This is a genomic window from Acinetobacter sp. WU_MDCI_Abxc222 (assembly GCF_025514755.1).
In the GTDB taxonomy this organism is placed as follows: domain Bacteria; phylum Pseudomonadota; class Gammaproteobacteria; order Pseudomonadales; family Moraxellaceae; genus Acinetobacter; species Acinetobacter geminorum.
Map to the genome: position 1 here is coordinate 1 of NZ_JAHPVG010000009.1, position 18,861 is coordinate 18,861.

General features: G+C 38.8%; 21 protein-coding genes and 1 pseudogene. 7 read left to right on the forward strand and 15 right to left on the reverse strand.

The window, feature by feature from the left end:
- Positions 1–204 precede the first annotated feature (204 nt).
- Positions 205–724 (forward strand): annotated as a pseudogene (locus tag KTJ10_RS13595) (NMCC_0638 family (lipo)protein).
- 64 nt (positions 725–788) lie between these two features.
- Here the strand turns inward: KTJ10_RS13595 and KTJ10_RS13605 are convergent.
- The 3 genes from KTJ10_RS13605 to KTJ10_RS13615 all read right to left on the reverse strand — a co-directional run bounded on the left by KTJ10_RS13605 (position 789) and on the right by KTJ10_RS13615 (position 4,139).
- Positions 789–2,162 (reverse strand): dihydrolipoyl dehydrogenase, encoded by a 1,374-nt coding sequence (locus KTJ10_RS13605; RefSeq protein ID WP_262442219.1) that lies wholly within the window; start codon positions 2,160–2,162, stop codon positions 789–791.
- A gap of 81 nt (positions 2,163–2,243) precedes the next feature.
- Positions 2,244–3,440 (reverse strand): hypothetical protein, encoded by a 1,197-nt coding sequence (locus tag KTJ10_RS13610; protein WP_262442220.1) that lies wholly within the window; start codon positions 3,438–3,440, stop codon positions 2,244–2,246.
- Positions 3,441–3,803: 363 nt separating this feature from the next.
- Positions 3,804–4,139, reverse strand: coding sequence for a TIGR01244 family sulfur transferase (locus KTJ10_RS13615; protein ID WP_262442221.1), 336 nt, complete (start codon positions 4,137–4,139; stop codon positions 3,804–3,806).
- A 192-nt stretch (positions 4,140–4,331) separates the two neighbouring features.
- Between KTJ10_RS13615 and KTJ10_RS13620 the strand changes: the two genes are divergently transcribed.
- The 3 genes from KTJ10_RS13620 to KTJ10_RS13630 are packed head-to-tail and all read left to right on the forward strand — an operon-like array spanning position 4,332 to position 6,084.
- Complete coding sequence (locus tag KTJ10_RS13620) at positions 4,332–5,228, forward strand: alpha/beta hydrolase (RefSeq protein ID WP_046813354.1); 897 nt, start codon at positions 4,332–4,334, stop codon at positions 5,226–5,228.
- A complete protein-coding gene (gene trxC, locus KTJ10_RS13625) occupies positions 5,229–5,666 on the forward strand; it encodes a thioredoxin TrxC (RefSeq protein ID WP_262442222.1) in 438 nt (145 codons plus the stop codon). It begins immediately after the preceding gene.
- Between the two features lies 1 nt (position 5,667).
- On the forward strand, positions 5,668–6,084 hold the full coding sequence (locus tag KTJ10_RS13630) for an acyl-CoA thioesterase (protein WP_002116010.1): 417 nt from the start codon (positions 5,668–5,670) through the stop codon (positions 6,082–6,084).
- 69 nt (positions 6,085–6,153) lie between these two features.
- Here KTJ10_RS13630 and KTJ10_RS13635 read toward each other — a convergent pair whose 3' ends face one another.
- The 3 genes from KTJ10_RS13635 to KTJ10_RS13645 all read right to left on the reverse strand — a co-directional run bounded on the left by KTJ10_RS13635 (position 6,154) and on the right by KTJ10_RS13645 (position 7,752).
- Positions 6,154–6,660, reverse strand: coding sequence for an ester cyclase (locus tag KTJ10_RS13635; RefSeq protein ID WP_068528472.1), 507 nt, complete (start codon positions 6,658–6,660; stop codon positions 6,154–6,156).
- A 74-nt stretch (positions 6,661–6,734) separates the two neighbouring features.
- Complete coding sequence (locus KTJ10_RS13640) at positions 6,735–7,229, reverse strand: DUF4442 domain-containing protein (RefSeq protein WP_005804736.1); 495 nt, start codon at positions 7,227–7,229, stop codon at positions 6,735–6,737.
- A 34-nt stretch (positions 7,230–7,263) separates the two neighbouring features.
- A complete protein-coding gene (locus KTJ10_RS13645) occupies positions 7,264–7,752 on the reverse strand; it encodes a YajQ family cyclic di-GMP-binding protein (protein WP_032055429.1) in 489 nt (162 codons plus the stop codon).
- A gap of 91 nt (positions 7,753–7,843) precedes the next feature.
- On the opposite strand from KTJ10_RS13645, the gene KTJ10_RS13650 reads away from it, so the two are divergent.
- Positions 7,844–8,158 (forward strand): rhodanese-like domain-containing protein, encoded by a 315-nt coding sequence (locus KTJ10_RS13650; RefSeq protein WP_002116171.1) that lies wholly within the window; start codon positions 7,844–7,846, stop codon positions 8,156–8,158.
- A 40-nt stretch (positions 8,159–8,198) separates the two neighbouring features.
- Here KTJ10_RS13650 and mnmC read toward each other — a convergent pair whose 3' ends face one another.
- Genes mnmC through KTJ10_RS13670 form a run of 4 tightly spaced genes read right to left on the reverse strand, consistent with a single transcriptional unit; the run spans position 8,199 to position 11,520 of the window.
- Positions 8,199–10,070 carry an FAD-dependent 5-carboxymethylaminomethyl-2-thiouridine(34) oxidoreductase MnmC gene (gene mnmC, locus KTJ10_RS13655; protein ID WP_262442223.1) on the reverse strand — a complete coding sequence of 624 codons (1,872 nt, stop codon included), beginning with the start codon at positions 10,068–10,070 and terminating at the stop codon, positions 8,199–8,201.
- Between the two features lie 23 nt (positions 10,071–10,093).
- Positions 10,094–10,564: a hypothetical protein gene (locus KTJ10_RS13660; protein ID WP_068612020.1), complete on the reverse strand. Its 471-nt coding sequence runs from the start codon at positions 10,562–10,564 to the stop codon at positions 10,094–10,096.
- Positions 10,565–10,568: 4 nt separating this feature from the next.
- Positions 10,569–10,871: a YciI family protein gene (locus KTJ10_RS13665; RefSeq protein ID WP_002116400.1), complete on the reverse strand. Its 303-nt coding sequence runs from the start codon at positions 10,869–10,871 to the stop codon at positions 10,569–10,571.
- Between the two features lie 34 nt (positions 10,872–10,905).
- Positions 10,906–11,520, reverse strand: coding sequence for a septation protein IspZ (locus KTJ10_RS13670; RefSeq protein ID WP_033850634.1), 615 nt, complete (start codon positions 11,518–11,520; stop codon positions 10,906–10,908).
- Positions 11,521–11,564: 44 nt separating this feature from the next.
- On the opposite strand from KTJ10_RS13670, the gene KTJ10_RS13675 reads away from it, so the two are divergent.
- Positions 11,565–12,416, forward strand: coding sequence for a PHP domain-containing protein (locus KTJ10_RS13675; protein ID WP_262442224.1), 852 nt, complete (start codon positions 11,565–11,567; stop codon positions 12,414–12,416).
- 3 nt (positions 12,417–12,419) lie between these two features.
- On the opposite strand, the gene KTJ10_RS13680 is transcribed toward KTJ10_RS13675, so the two are convergent.
- Both KTJ10_RS13680 and radC read right to left on the reverse strand, forming a co-directional pair.
- Entirely contained in the window at positions 12,420–13,331 is a 912-nt protein-coding gene (locus KTJ10_RS13680) for a bestrophin family protein (protein WP_069141498.1), read from the reverse strand.
- Positions 13,332–13,392: 61 nt separating this feature from the next.
- On the reverse strand, positions 13,393–14,112 hold the full coding sequence (gene radC / locus KTJ10_RS13685) for a RadC family protein (protein WP_262442225.1): 720 nt from the start codon (positions 14,110–14,112) through the stop codon (positions 13,393–13,395).
- 99 nt (positions 14,113–14,211) lie between these two features.
- Here radC and coaBC point away from each other — a divergent pair, with 99 nt between their 5' ends.
- Positions 14,212–15,465 (forward strand): bifunctional phosphopantothenoylcysteine decarboxylase/phosphopantothenate--cysteine ligase CoaBC, encoded by a 1,254-nt coding sequence (coaBC, locus tag KTJ10_RS13690; protein ID WP_002116235.1) that lies wholly within the window; start codon positions 14,212–14,214, stop codon positions 15,463–15,465.
- Between the two features lie 64 nt (positions 15,466–15,529).
- Here coaBC and secF read toward each other — a convergent pair whose 3' ends face one another.
- The 3 genes from secF to yajC are packed head-to-tail and all read right to left on the reverse strand — an operon-like array spanning position 15,530 to position 18,786.
- Positions 15,530–16,495 (reverse strand): protein translocase subunit SecF, encoded by a 966-nt coding sequence (gene secF / locus KTJ10_RS13695; protein ID WP_014207646.1) that lies wholly within the window; start codon positions 16,493–16,495, stop codon positions 15,530–15,532.
- A gap of 8 nt (positions 16,496–16,503) precedes the next feature.
- On the reverse strand, positions 16,504–18,405 hold the full coding sequence (gene secD, locus KTJ10_RS13700; RefSeq protein WP_002116237.1) for a protein translocase subunit SecD: 1,902 nt from the start codon (positions 18,403–18,405) through the stop codon (positions 16,504–16,506).
- Between the two features lie 51 nt (positions 18,406–18,456).
- Positions 18,457–18,786, reverse strand: coding sequence for a preprotein translocase subunit YajC (gene yajC / locus KTJ10_RS13705; protein ID WP_002116168.1), 330 nt, complete (start codon positions 18,784–18,786; stop codon positions 18,457–18,459).
- Between the last annotated feature and the right edge of the window lie 75 nt (positions 18,787–18,861).

Sequence of the window (18,861 nt, forward strand, 5' to 3'; positions counted from 1 at the left end):
CAGAAGTGAAACCTCTTAGCGCTGATGGTAGTGTGGGGTTACCCATGTGAGAGTAAGTCATCGCCAGCTCATTATTCCAAACACCCCCATTCCAATGAATGGGGGTGTTTTTTTATGCGCGGGAAAAATTAAAATATTCGACTAACTTTAGAATGAGTTATGATATAAATCATATTATTTAAAATGATAATAAGAGTATTAATAATGAAATTTGCAGGATTTAAAATATTTTCTATTATATTGGTTATAACACTTAGTTGTAGCTCTATATATGCTAAAGAAATTGTGAAAAGTCTGTATAGTACAAAAGCCTTTTTAAATATTTGTGTGAGTTCGAGAGGAAATCCAGAATTAGTAAATAATCAAGCAAAAAATATGGGGTTTATCCAAATGCCTGATGAATATGCTGTACATTTTCTAAAAGATTATAATGGTCATGCTTGGATGATAAATTCTTCTGAAGGAAAATTTGTTATTACACAACTTGATAATGGTGTATGTTCATTATTTATAAATAAAGGAAATTCAGAAGAACTTAGAAAGTTGGCTGCCTCCGGAATCTACAGGCCTAACTTATAAAAAGGAAATATATAAAGATAAGAATTTAACCACAACAAATTATATTATTTCTAAAAATGAGAAGCCTTTAGAGACATGGATATATACTAGTTCATCTGAAAAGAATTCTTCATTAGTTGCTGTTATTTCCCATCAAATGAATTAATTAAAGTAAACCAATCTGAAGCATAGAAGAGCCAACTTTATTAAAAGTGCTCTTCTATAAGCTATTATTTTAACTGTCTACGGGCATGTTTTAGAGCAGTTCGAAGACCTTCTTCTAAAGTCGGGTGATAAAAGGGTTTCTCTAGAATATCATTTAGCGTTAATTCTTCAGCGATTATCCAGCTTAATAAATGGGCCATATGTTCAGTTGCTTCTGTAAATAGCTCAGCACCTAGAAGCTTTTGGCTTTCCCGTTCAATATAAACTTCAATAGCACCTTTATTTTTTCCAAGAACTATAGCTCTTCCTTGTCGTTCATAAGAGGCTTCACCTGTAATAAAATCTATACCTTCATCTTTTAGTTGCTTATAACTTTGACCTACGATCGCCATTTCAGGATGACTAAAGACAATTCCTAATGGAGTAAGTGTTTTAACTGAATTAACCTGTGGATAATTTAAACAGTTATAAACAACTTTTTTACCTTCATGGGCTGCCTCATGCTGTAGTGGTGTTGAGGTGTAAGCATCACCAACAATGAAAATTGGATATGTATCTAGCTGCTTAGTTTTAGCATTTATAGGTAATAATTTAATATCTTTGAAAGAATTATCAATATTTTCTAGTTTTAAAGTATTGAGTAAACTTGTACGCCCTGTTGCAGCTAAAACATATTCAACTTTGAGGTTTTTTTCTTTTTCTTCAAGTTTATAGTTTAATAAAACACTTTCCTCACTGACTTTAACCTCACTTGGCAATGTTTCGAATAGTATTGTTAACTCTTTTCCTAGCTCTTCTTGAGCAAGCTGTTGAAGTCTAGAACTAGTCAATATCCCAATTCGTTTACTACGAGCAAAGATTGTAGTTTTTACCCCTAACCGATGCATAGCTTGGGCAATCTCAAGAGCAATTACACCGCTACCAATTACAGCAATCGATTTAGGGAGTGTTTCTAATTCAAATATTTGATCTGTGGTTATAAGCCGATGCCCTAGTTCTTGCTTCCAAGTTTGATCATAACTAGGAGTAGAACCAACCGCCAAAATAAAACTTTTTGATTGATATTGCTTACCATTAACTTCTACAGTTTGGGCATCAATAAAATGTGCTTTGCCAGAAACTTTATGCTCAGTTGGCCATTGCTCTACATCTTTTAAAGTTGCTTGCGTAAATCGGTCACGTAAGGTCTGCACATGTTGCATCACTTGATCTGTATTAATCTTTGCAGATACGTCTAAAGCAACTTCTTGAGCATTTTGAATATCGAACATGCGGTTGGCTGTTGAAAGGAGGACTTTACTTGGCATACAGCCTACGCGGGCACAAGTGGTATCCCATGGTCCATCATTTATAATTAAAATATTGTTGGTATGTTTAACGGCTTCTTTGTATGCGCTAATACCAGCAGTACCTGCGCCAATGATAATAATATCGAACATTGTCATTAAGCTATTTTAATAGATATTTAGAATATATAGAAAAACCCTCTTAAACAGAGGGTTTATCCTAATTATTTAGCTTTAAAATGTAAATTTTTGCATAAAAGGTGTTTTTAGGTTTGTTGAAACAGTCCCATTTTGATTAATAGACTGACCTTCAATGCTTACCCCATTAATAACATGCTTAAAGTCTAATGTAGTTCCATTCAAGCTTTGTTTGAAAGTAAAAATATTTTGTCCTTCTAAATAAATACTGCCATTAAATTTCTGTGCATTCGTTGTTGGTGATTCATTTTCAACTCGACTTCCTTCAAGGCTAGTAATATTTGGTAGGCTCAATATTTGGTGATTATTAGCCATTACTTTATATGTTGCATTGTTTGTATTGCCAGGAGTAGAGTTCACAACAAATGAAATTGGCTCTGCAAAAGGGACATTAGGATTGTCATTAATGAGTACGTTGAAACCAGAACCACCTTGAACTACATAGAGATCACCATCAATTGATGTATTATCTTTATAGACACTCATTGCACCCGTGGTTACTTCTTTTTCAGTTGGTTGGCCAGTCTCTGGATCTTGAACTAGAGCGGTTGTCGTAATTTTATAATCACTTGTGGCAGCATTAATTAATACGAATCTTTTTTGCTTGGTTTGTTCAAGTCCCCATGACTGTTGGAAAGGATAAGCAAACGCACCTGTAATAGTTACATCTTGAAAGTTTTTATCATTATTTTCATTTTCAAAAATATAAATTCTGGTATTTGATTGATAGTCCTGTAAGTTCGGAGATATATTGTCGTTTGCCAGTTTAATGTTCTTCAAGTCGTCTGCTGTAATATCAAAATCCCAATCATTATATCCAGTGAGTAAAGTTTTTATTTCTTCCCCTTTAAATACATAGCAGGCGCGGTAGTCTGTAGTACTCTTGATAAAACATTTATCACGATAGTGGTCGGAGTACTTAGTAAGATCTACTTTTCGAATATCTAAGGTTAACTTAAGTGGTCCTTGAGCGAAGGTATCTAGTGCATGATCAATATAACCTTTTGATTGCTTTTCATCATTAAGATCATAGGCACCAAATAGATATTTACCTTCTTGTTTTACATTATTTAAAACTGAGGTCGCTAACTCCTGATCTGTTGATGGTGTGGTTGGTGTTGTTGTAGAGCCAGAATTTGAATTTTGGTTATAGTAGCCATCACTGCCACCTCCTCCACAAGCTGTCAAAAAAGCAGCCAAAGTAATCCCACATACCCCATGAGTAAGCTTCATGATTATCCCCATTAAAATGATAAGTTATTTAAAATAATTTTTTAGGTTTATAAAATAACATATATTTCATGAGGTTGCTCATGATATTTATAGGTAGGGTAACTGATTAAATGCGTGTACCCATCGTTACTCCGACAGTAGGTTTTACTTGCATTGAGGAGCATGCGCTAACGATTAAACAGCTTAAAAGAACGAAAATAAATTTATTCATAGAAAATTAATAAATGAATTAAAAGATATAAATACTCTAAATTAATATTGTTTTTAGTTCTGTTGAGTTCATGCAGAGATATGCAAAATAATTTATCAAAAACCCTACTTGAAATAAGAAATAGGGTTTTCAAGAGAATTAATTTTTTAAACTTAGTCGTCTAACAAATCCATTTGTTTTGCTAATTGATATAGGTTGTTTGAACGGTTTCCTGTGCGGCAGAACATCAGCACAGGTTTTGGCAATTCATTATAATGATTAGCAAAAGTACGTACATCTAACTCAGTAATTTGTCCAGCTACAACAGGTTGATAGACATAGTCTAAGCCTACTTGACGTGCTGCTTCTTCAATCTGAGCGCTTGTAGGTTGTTCTGCGCCGCCTTCCATATCTGGTCGGTTATTAATAATAGATTTAAATCCTTTTTCTACAACTTGGCCAACGTGTTCTGGACCAATTTGACCTGCGAAACCAACATTATCTGACATTTCGTCACTCCAAAATTTAACAAAACCTCTTATGCTGTATCATAGCATTAAGCTTAACCTGAGATACAAGACACTAAAACGTTGTTCTTACATAGATAAAACTTATGTCATAGAACAGCTCTAGATTTTTAAAAGGCGATCAGGATGTTTTTTGTAAATTCATTACTTCGACCATAATGCCACGGAGCACATATGCACGCTTATACGGTTGAGCCTTTATATGTTCCATGTGATCAGGAAATGATTGCAGCTGACTTTTATATTCCAAAAACAAATAATAAATCTGCGGTAATTATCATGGCGCATGGTTTTGCCGGATTGCGTCAATTTAAACTTATTCAGTATGCCCAGCGATTTGCTCAAGCAGGTTACGCTGTTATTTTATTTGATTACAGATATTGGGGCGGCAGTACTGGCAAGCCTAGAGAAATGGTCTCCATCAATTCACAATTAGAAGATTGGAAGACAGTGATTCAATATGCTTCGACTTGTAAACTTGTAGATAACCGAAGGATTGTGCTTTGGGGAACTTCTTTAAGTGGGGGATATGCGCTAAGCTTAGCTTCTGAGTTAAAGAATATTCAAGCAGTTTTAGTACAAATTCCCTATGTAGATGGCGCTGAAACTGCCAAGCTCTATCCTTTGCAGCGCTATCCCCAAGCATTAAAGCTGTCGAGTCAGGATTATATGGGATCAAAGATGGGGCTTAATCCAAAGAGATTACCTGTTGTTGATCAACATAACCTATGCTTTATGCCTACAGCAGATAGTTATTATGGCTATTTATCGATTGTGAATTCTGACTATTATTGGAGCGGGGAAGTCCCAGCTCGTGTCTTTTTTAATCTGATGCGATACCGTCCAATCCAAGTTGTGCGCCAGATTAATATTCCTGTTTTATTTATTGCTGCTCAAAAAGATTCACTTATTCCTATTGAGTCAAGCCGTGAAGCTGCGACAAATATTGCACCTTTTGTGAGTTATCATGAATGGGATATGAAACATTTTGATATCTATCACGGTTCATGGTTTGAAAAAGCAGTGACAACCCAATTAGAATTTTTACATCAGCATATAGGAGTGATGTAAATGATTATTGTATGTGCATCGTGTGGTGCTAAAAACCGAGTCCCAGAAGAAAAACTTCCGGAGCAACCAAGCTGTGGGCAATGTCATCAGCCATTACTACTGCTTGCACCAATTGAGCTAAATGAGCAGAATTTTAGTAACTACATCACGAATAGTGATTTACCTATTCTTATAGACTTATGGGCAGAATGGTGCGGACCTTGTAAAATGATGGCTCCACATTTTGCGCAGGTCGCAAAACAAAATCCAGGCGTTATCTTTGCCAAGATTAATACCGAAGAATCTCCTCGCTTGAGCCAAGCTTTTCATGTGAGAAGTATTCCGACACTTGTCTTAATGAATAAAACGACAGAGGTCGCGCGTATTAGCGGTGCATTACGTGCGCCTGAATTGCAACAGTGGCTCGATCAACAACTTCAAACGAATTTCGGGAGCTAAGGTGTCAGAAGCTTATACCAAACCAGAAGGAATTTTATCCTTACAAACGATTGCCATGCCAGCAGATACAAACTGGAGTGGTGATGTATTTGGTGGATGGATTGTGTCACAAATGGACTTGGCTGGAGCAATTCACGCAGAACGTTTCAGTCGTGGTCGCTGTGCTACGATTTCTATTAATCAAATGACCTTTTTGGTTCCGGTAAAAGTTGGCTTTGTCATTAGTTGCTATACCAAAATCTTAAAAGTTGGAAATACTTCTATTCAGATGCAAATTGAAGTTTGGGATAGTCATGATGACTCTCGTGAACCAATACGCATTACTGAAGGAGTCTTTACCTTTGTAGCAGTAGATGTAAAAGGTAATAAGCGTCAAATACCTGAAGAAGCGAAACAAAAGTTTTTAGAAACTCAATAAGAATTAGAAAGCCTGAATATCCGTATTCAGGCTTTAATTTTATTCAAAAGAAAAACTATTTTTTAGAAATTAAAACATAGTATTTGTATTTTTGCTTTGCTCAGGAATATTTTGTATCACATCCCAATGCTCTACGATTTTTCCATTTTCGACACGGAATATATCAACAATCGCTCTTCCTCTGTCTTTTTCGTTTTCAGTGGAATGAACATGTAAAACGACAAGATTACCTTCAGCAATTGCACGTTTAATCTCATTTTTAGCTTGCGGATTCTTTTGGAATTTTTCAGTGAAGAAATTAACAAAAGGCGCTTTCCCATCTGGAACATTAGGATTGTGCTGAATGTATTGTTGACCAATATAGCGGTCTGCATATTCTTTGACTTTATGTTTTAAAAAGACACCTTCATAAAAGTCGGTCACTATTCTTTTGTTTTGAGTACTTACTTTATCAATAGCTTCTGATTTAGCCGAAGTTACTTTACTGGTTTTAATGTGAGGTTCAGTCGCGTGAGAACTTATTGTTGTAAATATTAAACTGGTAAATAAAGAGGAAAGAATCAGTATTTTTTTCATTTTGACCTCAAGATACAAAAATAATTTTTATATCTTGAGGTCAATAACCATCTAAAAATACTTTAGATTAGTTATTATTTCTTACGTTTAGGTAACCATGCCCACAGCATTTGACATTGAATTGGCTCATTGCCTGCGTCATCAATCACAGTAACAGGAATCACAAGTTCACCTTTCTCATTATCTGCAATAAACTTTTGTTGTTCAGCAGACAATGTCGCTGTAGCAGTCAAACCGCCTTCAACCACTTTTAAATAATCTACATGTAATGATTTGATTAATAAAATTCGATTATCAGGAATATGTAAACCGGTTAGAAAACCCGTTGCAGTTTCTGCTAAAAGCGCCATAGCCGCAGCGTGGACGCCTTTAATATGATTCTGCATATTTTTTTGGTTATCTAAACGGACAGTAACGTGGTTTGAGTCTACTTCCAGATAGCGGATATTTGCTGTACCCACCATTGGCACGATACGACCAAACGCCTTGCTCCAAAGCGTGCTCCGAATACCTTTAGGGAATTTTGAAGTTGCTTTTACCAGTTTTGATAGACGGTTGGATTGAGACATGGGATTACCTTAGCTTTAAATGGCCGACAAGATATTAATCTTTAAAGTTATTAAACTGTAATGGCACACCGAATTGTTGTTCACGTAAAAAAGTCATAACTTGTTGTAAGGTGTCACGCTTTTTATCAGTTACACGAATTTTGTCGCCTTGAATAGAAGATTGCACTTTAACGCCACTTTCTTTAATGGCTTTATTAATTTTTTTTGCAGTATCAGAGTCAAGACCGTCTTTAAGTTTAATGACTTGTACAAAATTTTTGCCTGAAGCAGAGGCTTTTTGTGGATCAAGTGCTTGAACATCAATTTTTCGTTTATAAAAATGATTTTCTAACATGTTATAAACTTGTTCACACTGGAAATCACTTTCGGTACTGATTTTGATTTCTTTATTTTTTTCATTTAATTCGATAGAAACATCGTGACCACGAAAGTCAAAACGTGTGGCAATCTCTTTTTGTGTGTTTTGTACAGCATGATTAACTTCAAATAACTCTAATTCAGAGACAATATCGAAAGAAGGCATAGTTTAGACCTTTACAAAGGGAAAGAATATTTGAGATGCTAAGAGGGTTTTCTTCATTTGCCAAGTGTTGTTTACATCAAAGGAGTGCACAATGATCCGTAAACAAGAAATTACAACATTTGAGTTCCCAGAAAATGCTGTTATCTGGGATGTCCGTGATACTAATGCTTATGCAGAAGGGCATGTTAAAGGTGCGGTGAATCGCCCAATTAATGATTTGAATGCTGATATTTTGAACCAGGTCTCTGCGGGTCAGCCGATTTATATTTTATGTGGTGGTGGTAGCAAAGCTCCTCGTGCAGCTGAGAAACTAGAAGGATTGGATGCCTCGCGTGAATATGTCGTGCTGATGGGCGGGACACGTGCAGCTCGTGATGCCGGCTTGCCTCTAGAGCAGGGCGCATAAAAAAAAGCACCTTCGGGTGCTTTTTTATTGAAGTGAATTATTACGGTTTAAAATAAGGCTTTTTAGGTTTCACTTTCTTTTGAAACCGTTGAGGATTCAATTTTTGTAATAGGCGGTCCGGTACCGGGCAAGCTTCTCCTAATATTTGAGCAACTAAGATTTCACTGCACAGGGGTGCAAATAAGAAGCCTTTAGAGCCAAGCCCAGCAAAAGTAGCAATTCGGCTATTCTCCTGCATTTTTCCAACCAGAGGAAAATAATCCAAGCTTTGAGCCCGTATAGATGCACGACCTTGCCATGTCGAAGGTAATGGTAACTTTTCAGCATATTCAGGGAATACACTGTGGATTAATTCAAAGTTATGCACATGGTCTTCGGGAAGTACATCTTGATCTTCACGGTTTGGGTAGAAAGACGCACCTAAAATCATTTGTGAAGCATCAAGTTGCATGCAATAGCCGCCATAGCTATACGCTTCATTTAAAGGTAGGGGAGAAAATGTATTATCAACCCAGCTGACTTGTCCACGTATTGGTTTTAACAGTGGATAGCTGTCAAATAAAGCAGCACTTTCTCGAGCGCAGCACACAACGACATGGTCTGCTTCTGCAATAATTTCATTGTTGGTTTGCAACTGAACTTTATTTTCAGAAGAAACAAGTGCTGTGACATGAGCAATTTTGAGATTGATACATGGATGCTGCAAAATTTCATCACGTAATTGATGTGGTGAGACAGAGCCAGCCGCAGTTAGTAATATGTTTGAGTAATCAGTTTCAAGTGAGTTCGCTGAGTTGGTAACAACTTGAGCTGGATACTGATTTACCAAATCAAGAAGTTCATCTGCATTTTTTAATGCAATTTGCTGGATTTGAAGCGGGCGGAATGCTTTGAAATTTTTATAAAAATTTAAAGCATGTTGCCAACTTAAGGTCATGAGATGTTCATGACTTTGTTCAATTGGGCATAGTTTCGGATTAAGTAATGCCAAAGGGTTTCCAGACGCGCCCGATAACGGATTGGTTTGCTCGTATAAGGTCACTTGGTGGCCACGTGCTGCAAATGCCCACGCCGTGCTTAAACCTGCTACACCAGCCCCTATAATCGCAATATGCTGTTGCTCTGTAGCCAATGCGTGGGTTTGTCCTAATTCTGTGGAACCCTGATCAGATTCAGGCAGCTTCCAGACTGCTTTGAGCATTTCTCGTTTATGGCCAAAACCACGTGGACGAGAAATATCGATACCATGTGCTTTTAGTCCACGTTTTAAAATGCCAGCAACACTAAAAGAGGCAAATGTAGTGCCATAACCTGAAAGACGGACAATATTGTTTAAAACATTTTGTTCCCACATGTCTGGGTTACAAGACGGTGCAAAGCCATCTAAAAACCAGGCATTCACAGCTTTAGTTTTAACCATGCTTGGAAAAATTTCTTGCGCATCTCCAAGCCAGAGATCGATGCTAAAACGTTCTTTAGGGAAAGTTAAACGATGACATCCGGCAATAGGCAGGGGATATTGTTCAATTAGCTGCTCTGCAAGCGGTTTAAGTTCATCCCAGACATTTAAAGCGCGAATAAGATCAGCTTTACTTAATGGAAATTTTTCCACGCTAATTGCATGTAAATGGCTTTGATTATTAGGACGGACTTCCTGCCAAAGTTGCCAGAGTGCAAGAATATTTAAACCCGTACCAAAACCGGTTTCTCCTACACTGAAATATTCAAAATCTTTTAAATTGGTTAATCGTTCTGATAAGTCGTTACCATTTAGAAAAACATGTCGTGTTTCAAGTAGGCCATTATCTTTAGAGAAGTAGACATCACCAAATTGTTTAGAAATGGGAATCTCGATACCATCGACGAATTCCCAGTCCAGCTCTGCTGTTTGGATAGGGTTTGATACGTTCATTGAGTTTAATAGATCGCTTGGTATTACCACTGGCGTCGACGTTTTGTATGAATATAACTAGCAATAAAGAAACCTAGCAATACGCCACCTGCTAAGGTAACAGCGCCATATAAAAACATTTGTGCACTTCGTTCACTTTGTAAGACTTGAACCTGAACAGAGAGATTATCATTTTTTAGCTGTAACTCTTGGTTCTGAGCCAATGCTTCAAGGTTGGCATGTTCTAGCTGTTTTAAGCGAGATGCTTGATCTTGAACTAAGGCTTTGATTTTTGCGTCTTGCTGTTGCTTGTTCTTTGCGAGCTGTTCTGCTGTAAGTGGTTGTGCTGCAGTTGGTGCTGTTTTGACTCCAGTTGCCGATGTTGGAGCTGGTTTAGCGGCTTGAGTTGAAGGCGCACTTGGAGAAGGAGTTGCTGGTGTCGCAGCAGGTTCAACTGCTCCAGCAGTTGAACATATCAAACACAAGCCAAGAAAGCTTTTGATTGCAAGCTGCATGCGATTACCCTTTTGGAAATGCTTTATTAAACGGTTTTACATCAACGTGAGCATAAATGCCTTCCTTAAGAAATGGCTCTTCTTTTAACCATTCATCTAATGCTTCGCGACTGTCGAATTCAACAATCATGGTGCTACCATAGAAGCCTGCTTGCGGATCATTAGGATCTTTTGGCATAGCACCCGCTGTAACAAGGCGGCCTTCATCATCGAGTTTTTGTAAGCGTTCGATATGCTGAGGGCGTACTGCCAAGCGTTTTTCTAAAGTTCCTTCGTTATCGGTACAGCTTAGAACAAAAAAAGGCATGTAATCGTATCTCTATAATTAATCAGGAAGCATTTTAAGCGTCTGGTGACTTAAAATGTTTACGTAAAATAATGAACTGAATAATGATAAATGAAAACATCACGATCATGTCACCAAATGCAGTAAATTCGCCCCAATATTTTCCACCGTGAAATAAAAATGCGAAGAAAACATGTAGACAAGACATCACGACAAACATCGCTGCCCAAGCGAAATTGAGATTTTTCCAACCTTTTTCACTCAAATCTAAAATCGGGTCAAATAAGCGTTGAATGAGTGGTTTACGATCTTTACCAAACCAAGGCGAAATCAAGAATGCGCCTGCGAAAACTAAATTTAAAATCGCAGCTTTGAGACGAATATAGAAATCGTCACTTAACATGAGGGTGATGCCACCAAAAATGACAGTCATAAACAATACAAACCACTGTTGTTTGTCTAAGCGGAATTTTTGGAAAACGAATAGGGCACCATATACCACAAGCATTGAAATAATTAAGCCAGTCGTCGCTACAAGAATATTATTATTATCGGCACCACCAGCAGACCCGATCAGTTTCAGTAAAGGATGCTGGGTGTCAGTTGGATCAACTGTTTTATATAAATAGAAGAAAATAATTAATGGAACAAAGTCCAGAAGTGCTTTCATGTTAGAGTATCTGATCAGGTTTGGCGAATGGCATAGTATAAAAGATGCAAGGCATAGATTTACATACACATAGCAATATTTCTGATGGAACTTTGTCTCCAGAATTGCTGGTGCAAGCTGCTATAGATGTGAACTTGCATACGTTGGCTTTGACTGATCACGATACAATGGATGGGTTGCAACGTGCAAAAAATGCTGCACAAGGTCATGATTTAAATATTATTTCTGGTACGGAGATTTCTAGTCAGTGGTCGCGCCCAAGCACTAAGAAGAGTTATGGTGTACATATTGTTGCTTTAAATATGCAAGATGAAGCACCAATTTTAGAAGCATTAGAACAACAAAAAAGAATTAGAGCGCAAAGAGCTAAAGTGATTTGTGAGCTATTAGAAAAATGTATTGGTTTTCAGATTTATGATGATGTTCTTGCCAAAGTAGAAAATCAGGCGGATAGGGTAACAAGAACTCATATTGCTAAAACATTGGTCGAGAAAAATGTTGTAGCTCGTCCTCAACAGGCATTTGATCGTTTCTTAAAAGAAGGAAAGCGTGCTTTTGTAAAGTTCGAAGGTTTAGGCTTAAAAGAAACCATTGATGTGATTCATCAAAGTAAAGGATTCGCAGTATTAGCACATCCGACGCGTTATGATTTATCTGCAACCAATGTTCGCTATTTAATTGAATTATTCGCGACATCAGGTGGAGACGCAATTGAGTTACCTCCACCGATGGAACCTCTATCTACTCGTCAGATGATTGATCGAATGATTGAACAATATCAGTTGGCAGTTTCTATTGGCAGTGATTTTCATGGTGAAAATATGCCATGGATTAAACTCGGAAATACGCCTAAACCTACAGATAAGCAGCATGGGATTTGGGAGCGCTTTGTTTAAACTCTACAGTAGGTTGTTATCCTGAGCTTGAATTGGTGGTGGAGTAGGTTTACCGAGCGTCCCTAAAAGTTCAATCTCGATACTACGTACCATAGCATCTAAGGGTAAGTCATTACTTTGCGTACCGAATGGCTCTTCAATTTCAGAGCTTAGTGCATCTAGACCTAAAAATGTGTATGCCAAAATTCCAACTAGTAAAGGCGTTGCTAATCCAAGTAATGACCCAAGACTAAAAGGCAACATAAAACAGAAAAAATAGACTGTGCGGTTGAGTAAAACTGAATAGGCAAATGGAATGGGCGTATTGGCAATCCGGTCACAGCCAGTTTGTACAACACTTAAATCTGAAACATTTTTATTCATTTGTGCATAGATGATGTCAGAAATTTCACCTTCTTTAAGTGCCTGCAACAATTCCCAGTGAATGAGACTGAGTGTGTACTGAGGAGCATTATTTTGTTGGTAGAGTTGAGTGAGTGCTTGCTGACTCATACCACTGGTTTGTATTAACTCAGTTGGGTTCGCCGTCTGACGACGTAAACGGTCACGCAATACATTAGCAAAAACAATCACATGTTGAATAACACGCTCACGGCGAGCTTGAGTTAAAATACGACAATCGCGGTCAAAATGGCGTGAAGTTGCAATGAGAACGCCCCATAATTTTCGGGCCTCCCACCAACGGTCATAACATGCACTATTTTTAAATCCTAGGAAAATAGAAAGTACGACACCAATGAGCGTGAAGCCAACCAAAGGAATCTCTGGAAAGCGATAAAGATTGATGTATTCGACTCCACCAATGATTGCCGAGATCAGCATCACAACGCCTAGGGATGGCAAAATTTTGGGTAAAATTGTGCCTCGCCAAGAGAATAATACTTTGAAAATACTAGGCTGTTCCCGAACAATCATTTTATTTTAAACGTCGCTATTTTTGTTTTGATCTTCTAGGCTTAGTAGTACTTTGTCAATATCATTGAACTGATATTGTTGCTGGGTTGAGCAGTTGTTGTTCAGCAAAGGAAAAGCTCCCTTCAGGTGAGATAATAAAGTGGTCAAGCAGACGAATTTCGACAAGCTGACAAGCCCGTTCAAGTTGCTGAGTTAAGGCAATATCTTCGGAAGACGGTTGTGCTGAACCAAATGGATGATTATGTGCAATAACGAGCTGGCAAGCATGTTGCTGTAAGGCGTAGCGTAAGGTTTGATTGACCGAAACTGCGCAATGCTGAACTGAACCAAAGAATAGCTTTTTAAAATGAAGCTTTCTTAGTTCTGGATCTAGACACAAAACAGCAAAGACTTCTTGTTTCTCACCCTTTAGTTCATAGCGCAGATAATCCAACACTAAATCTGATGAATGGAGGCTGAGATTATTTGTCTGGAAGTGATGATTGAGATAACGCCGTCCAAGTTCTTTGACTGCCAGCAATTGTGAATATTTCGTTGCCCCAATGCCATTAAATTGAGTTAACTCACTAAATGAGGCATCAAACACTGCATTAAGGTTACCGAAGTGCTGAATGAGTAAACGAGATAACTCGACTGCTGAATATTGCCTTGAACCTGAGCGAAGAAAAATCGCGAGTAGCTCAGCATCTGATAGACTTTGTGGACCTTGTTGTAATAACCGTTCTCTTGGCCGTTCTTGTTCAGGCCAATTTTTAATAGAAGTATTCATATTCCCCAGCATTATTCGCTTAAAATTTTATTTTGTTTGCCCAATCAATCTTGGGTCTGCGCGTATTTAATGCTATTGTGAGCGCCACTGCAACAGAAAGGTATCCTGTTCGTGAGCTTTGATCTAAGCGTTATTCCTCATAAAAACATTGTTTTAGCTGTTACTGGCGGAATTGCTGCCTATAAAAGTGCCATCTTAGTCCGCCGCCTCAAAGATTATGGCTTTGACGTGCGAGTGGTGATGACACATGGTGCGCAGGCATTTATTACACCATTAACTTTTCAGGCTCTTTCTGGTAATCCTGTTCATACTGAACTTCTAGACCCAGCGGCTGAAGCAGGTATGGGACATATTGAATTAGCACGTTGGGCTGATTTATTACTGGTCGCACCTGCAAGTTGTGACACATTGGCTAAATTTGCGAATGGTTTGGCAGATGATTTACTCAGCACGGTGTTTTTGGCAACAAAATCTCCTGTCTGGGTAGCTCCGGCGATGAACCAGCAAATGTGGGCGGCTAAAGCAACTCAACGTAATTTGCAAACCTTAGTCGAAGATGGCGTACATGTGATCATGCCAGATGCGGGTGAGCAGGCTTGTGGTGATGTCGGCTTAGGCCGTATGCCTGAGCCAGAAGAAATTGCTCGCCAAGTCGCTGGCTATTTCCATCAAGCTCAACGTGCTATCGCTGAGAAATTTGGACTGTTGGCAGGTAAACGAGTGGTTATTACTGCTGGACCAACACGTGAAGCGATTGATCCTGTGCGTTATATCTCAAACCATAGTACTGGAAAAATGGGTTTTGCTTTAGCCGCTGCTTGTTATGCTGCTGGCGCGCAAGTGACTCTGATTGCTGGACCTGTAAGTTTAGATACGCCAAATGGTGTTCAACGTGTAAATGTTGCCTCAGCACGACAAATGCTTGACGTCAGTATGAGTTCACTAGAAACAGGCTGCGATATTTTTATTGCGACTGCGGCAGTCGCAGACTATCGCGTAGCAGAAGTTGCTGAGCATAAGATTAAGAAAGCAGGGGATGAGTTGAACGTTTCCCTTGTAAAAAATCCAGATATCGTGGCGACAATCGCAGGTCAGGAAAAACGTCCATTTATGGTGGGCTTTGCCGCCGAAACGCAGAATGTTGAAGAATATGCGGCAGGAAAACTTGTTGCTAAAAAACTAGACATGATTGCATGTAATGATGTTTCTCGTGCTGATATTGGGTTTGCTTCTGATGAGAATGCGATGACAGTTTTCTTTGCTGAAAGCTATCACATGAAAAAGCGTGAGTTAGAGAAAGCATCTAAGCAAGAAATTTCTCAACAATTGGTTGAAGCAATTTCGGATGCCCTGCGCCGTAAATAATATGTTCTAAATAAAAAAACCGCGAATGAATCGCGGTTTTTTTATTTGTCTTAATTTAGCCAACTTAAGGAATTTCATCCTCAAATTCAGGCTTAACCTGAACGATGAAGTCTTGGCGGTTAAGACCACGCCATAATGCAAATGCGGTACCGATATAAATCGAAGAATAAGTACCAACAAATACACCAACAAACATTGCAACAGAGAACCAGTGTAAGCCATCGCCACCTAAGAACATCATCGCTAGAACAACCAGCAATAACGTCATTGATGTATGAATGGTACGACGTAAAGTCTCAGTTAACGCAATATCAACGATTTCACGAGGAGTCGCACCGCGAATTTTACGGAAATTTTCACGGATACGGTCTGACACTACAATATTATCGTTAAGCGAGAAACCAATAACAGCAAGTACCGCAGCTAACACTGTAAGGTCAAATGGCCATTGGAATAATGCAAAAGCACCAATAATAATGATGATGTCGTGGAATAAAGACATTACGGCACCCATCGCGAGTTTAAACTCAAAGCGGATGGTCACGTAGATCAACATTAAGATAAGTGCAAGTGCAACTGCACCAGCAGAACGAACATAGAGTTCGTTACCAACTTGACCACCAACAGAGTCCACTTTATGAACTTCGGCAGCATTATTTGGTAACTGCACTGCTTTAGTAATCGCATTATTAAGGTCTTCAACCTTAACTTCTTGTACTGGCATGCGCACAAGTAAGTCTTTATTACTACCTAAAGTTTGTACTACAGCATCTTTAAAACCAGCTTTATCGAGTGCCTGAATAACTTCAGATTGATTGGCTGGTTGAGCATAGTTAAGCTCAGCTGAAACACCACCGGTAAAGTCTAAACCGAGGTTAAGACCTTTAGTCGCAATAAAGAAAATACTCGCCAAAGTAATAAGGATCGAGAAGATCGCCGCAGGTTTAGCAATCTTCATAAATGGGATGATTTTTGCATCATCCGGACGACCATATTGTTTTGAATCTTGTTGAGTCACTTTAGTCATCATCGATCTCCTTAAATGCTCAACTTTTTCAAATTACGACGTTTGCCATAAATGATTTGTACGATTGCACGAGTTACTGTAATTGCAGTAAACATCGAACAAATAATACCGATCATTAATGTCACGGCGAAACCTTTGATTGGGCCTGTACCAATTGCAAACAAAATGAATGCAACAAGGAACGTGGTTAAGTTCGAGTCAAAAATGGTGTTATAGGCTCGATCATAACCGGCCACAATGGCCTGTTTTGGTGAAGCCCCCCAGAGCATTTCTTCTCGGATACGCTCACATATCAGTACATTCGCATCGACCGCCATACCAATGGTAATAACGATACCAGCAATACCCGGTAAGGTGAGAGAAGCTCCAATCCATGACATCACGGTTAAAATCATTGCCAAGTTAAACACAAGAGCAAAGTTCGCGATTAAACCGAATACACGGAAGAAAACCACCATCCAGATTGCAACGAGCAAGAAGCCGATTTGAGTAGACAATACACCTTTATCAATATTTTCTTGACCAAGGCTTGGACCTACTACACGCTCTTCAACAAAGTACATTGGCGCAGCTAAAGCACCAGCACGAAGCATTAATGCAAGTTCAGATGCTTCTTGAGGAGAACTTAAACCGGTAATACGGAAAGTCGAACCTAAAACAGCTTGAACTGTTGCAGCGTTAATAACTACAGACTCAGTGTATGGCGTACGAACTTCTGTTTGTGCACCAGTTTTTGGATCTGTGACATAGTTAATTTTTTGCTTGTTCTCGATGAACAATACCGCCATGCGTTTACCAACAGCATTACGGGTTGCATCGGACATCAGCTTACCGCCAGCACTGTCGAGCGTAATATTTACTTCGGCACCGCCAGAGTCCTGACTAAAGCCAGAGCTTGCATTTTGAACACGCTCACCAGTCAATATTCGGTTACGTTGCAACAAGAGTTGACGGCCGCTATCTAGAGACTCATAAGCAAAAACTTCTGTGCCCGGAGGTAAAGGTTGACCATTATATTTACCGGTATATGGATCGATATATTGATCATTTAAGTCAGAAACTAAACGGAATTCGAGGTTCGCAGTACGTCCTAAAACACGTTTAGCTTCAGCTGTATCTTGTACACCCGGTAATTCAACAACAATACGGTTGCTACCCTGACTTTGTACCAATGCTTCTGCAACACCAAGTTCGTTAATACGATTACGTAATGTTGTTAAGTTCTGATTTACCGCATATGACTGAATTTCTTGGCGACGTACATCGGTATAAGTAAGCTTTAAAGTAGAACCTGTAGAGCTTGCTAATGCCTGTTGGGTATATTCATTCCCATTACGACGTAAAAAATCCATTGCTGCATCACGGTCAGCATTGTCAGCAAATTGAACAGTGATCACATTATTCGTTAATGCAAGACTATTAAATTTGATCTTGTTTTCACGGAACTGACGACGCAAATCGGTGGCAGAGGTTTCCATACGTTGGGCAACGGCTTTGTCCATATCTACTTCAAGCAAGAAGTGGACACCACCACGTAAGTCCAAACCAAGTTTCATTGGTTTTGCCCCAATCTTTTGCAGCCATTCCGGTGTGGTTGGTGCAAGGTTTAGGGCGACAACATATTCATCACCTAAGTCACGACGTAATACTTCTTTTGCCTTTAACTGCGCTTCAGATGAACTGACACGCAATAGGGCAGCATTATTTGTAAAAGTATTGTCATGGCTCGCAATATTTGCTGTTTTTAAAATTTGCTCTGCTTTTTTCACCACACTTTGATCAATTTGGGTACCAGCTTTGGCACCGGAAATTTGAACAGCGGGCTCATCCGGATATAGACTCGGCAGTGCGTATAATGTACTGATTACCAGAACAACCAGAATCAGTAAATATTTCCATGCAGGGTAACGCATTCGCTTTCTTCTTAAATGAAAAAGCCGTGCTAAAGCACGACTGTTTTATGATTAAAGGTTATTTAGAGTGCCTTCAGGTAATACTGAAATTACGCTGGCACGCTGAATTTTTACTTCTACACCACGGCTAAGTTCAACAACTGCATAGTCACCTTCAATTTTGGTTACTTTGCCCATTAAACCGCCAGCGAAAACAACTTCACTACCAACACCTAAGCTCTCGATTAAAGAACGGTGTTCTTTAGCGCGTTTTGCTTGAGGGCGCCAAATTAAGAAATAAAAGATTGCAACGAATACAACAATCATCAAGATGTTTGGCAAAATACCATTAGTTGGGCCAGCTGCTGGTGCTGCATGAGCAGCAGAAATTAAAAAGCTCATTTTGATTTCCTAAAGTTAAAAATATGAGTCAGATAACTGACATAATCCTAATTCGTTTTGCAATTTACCTTGTCT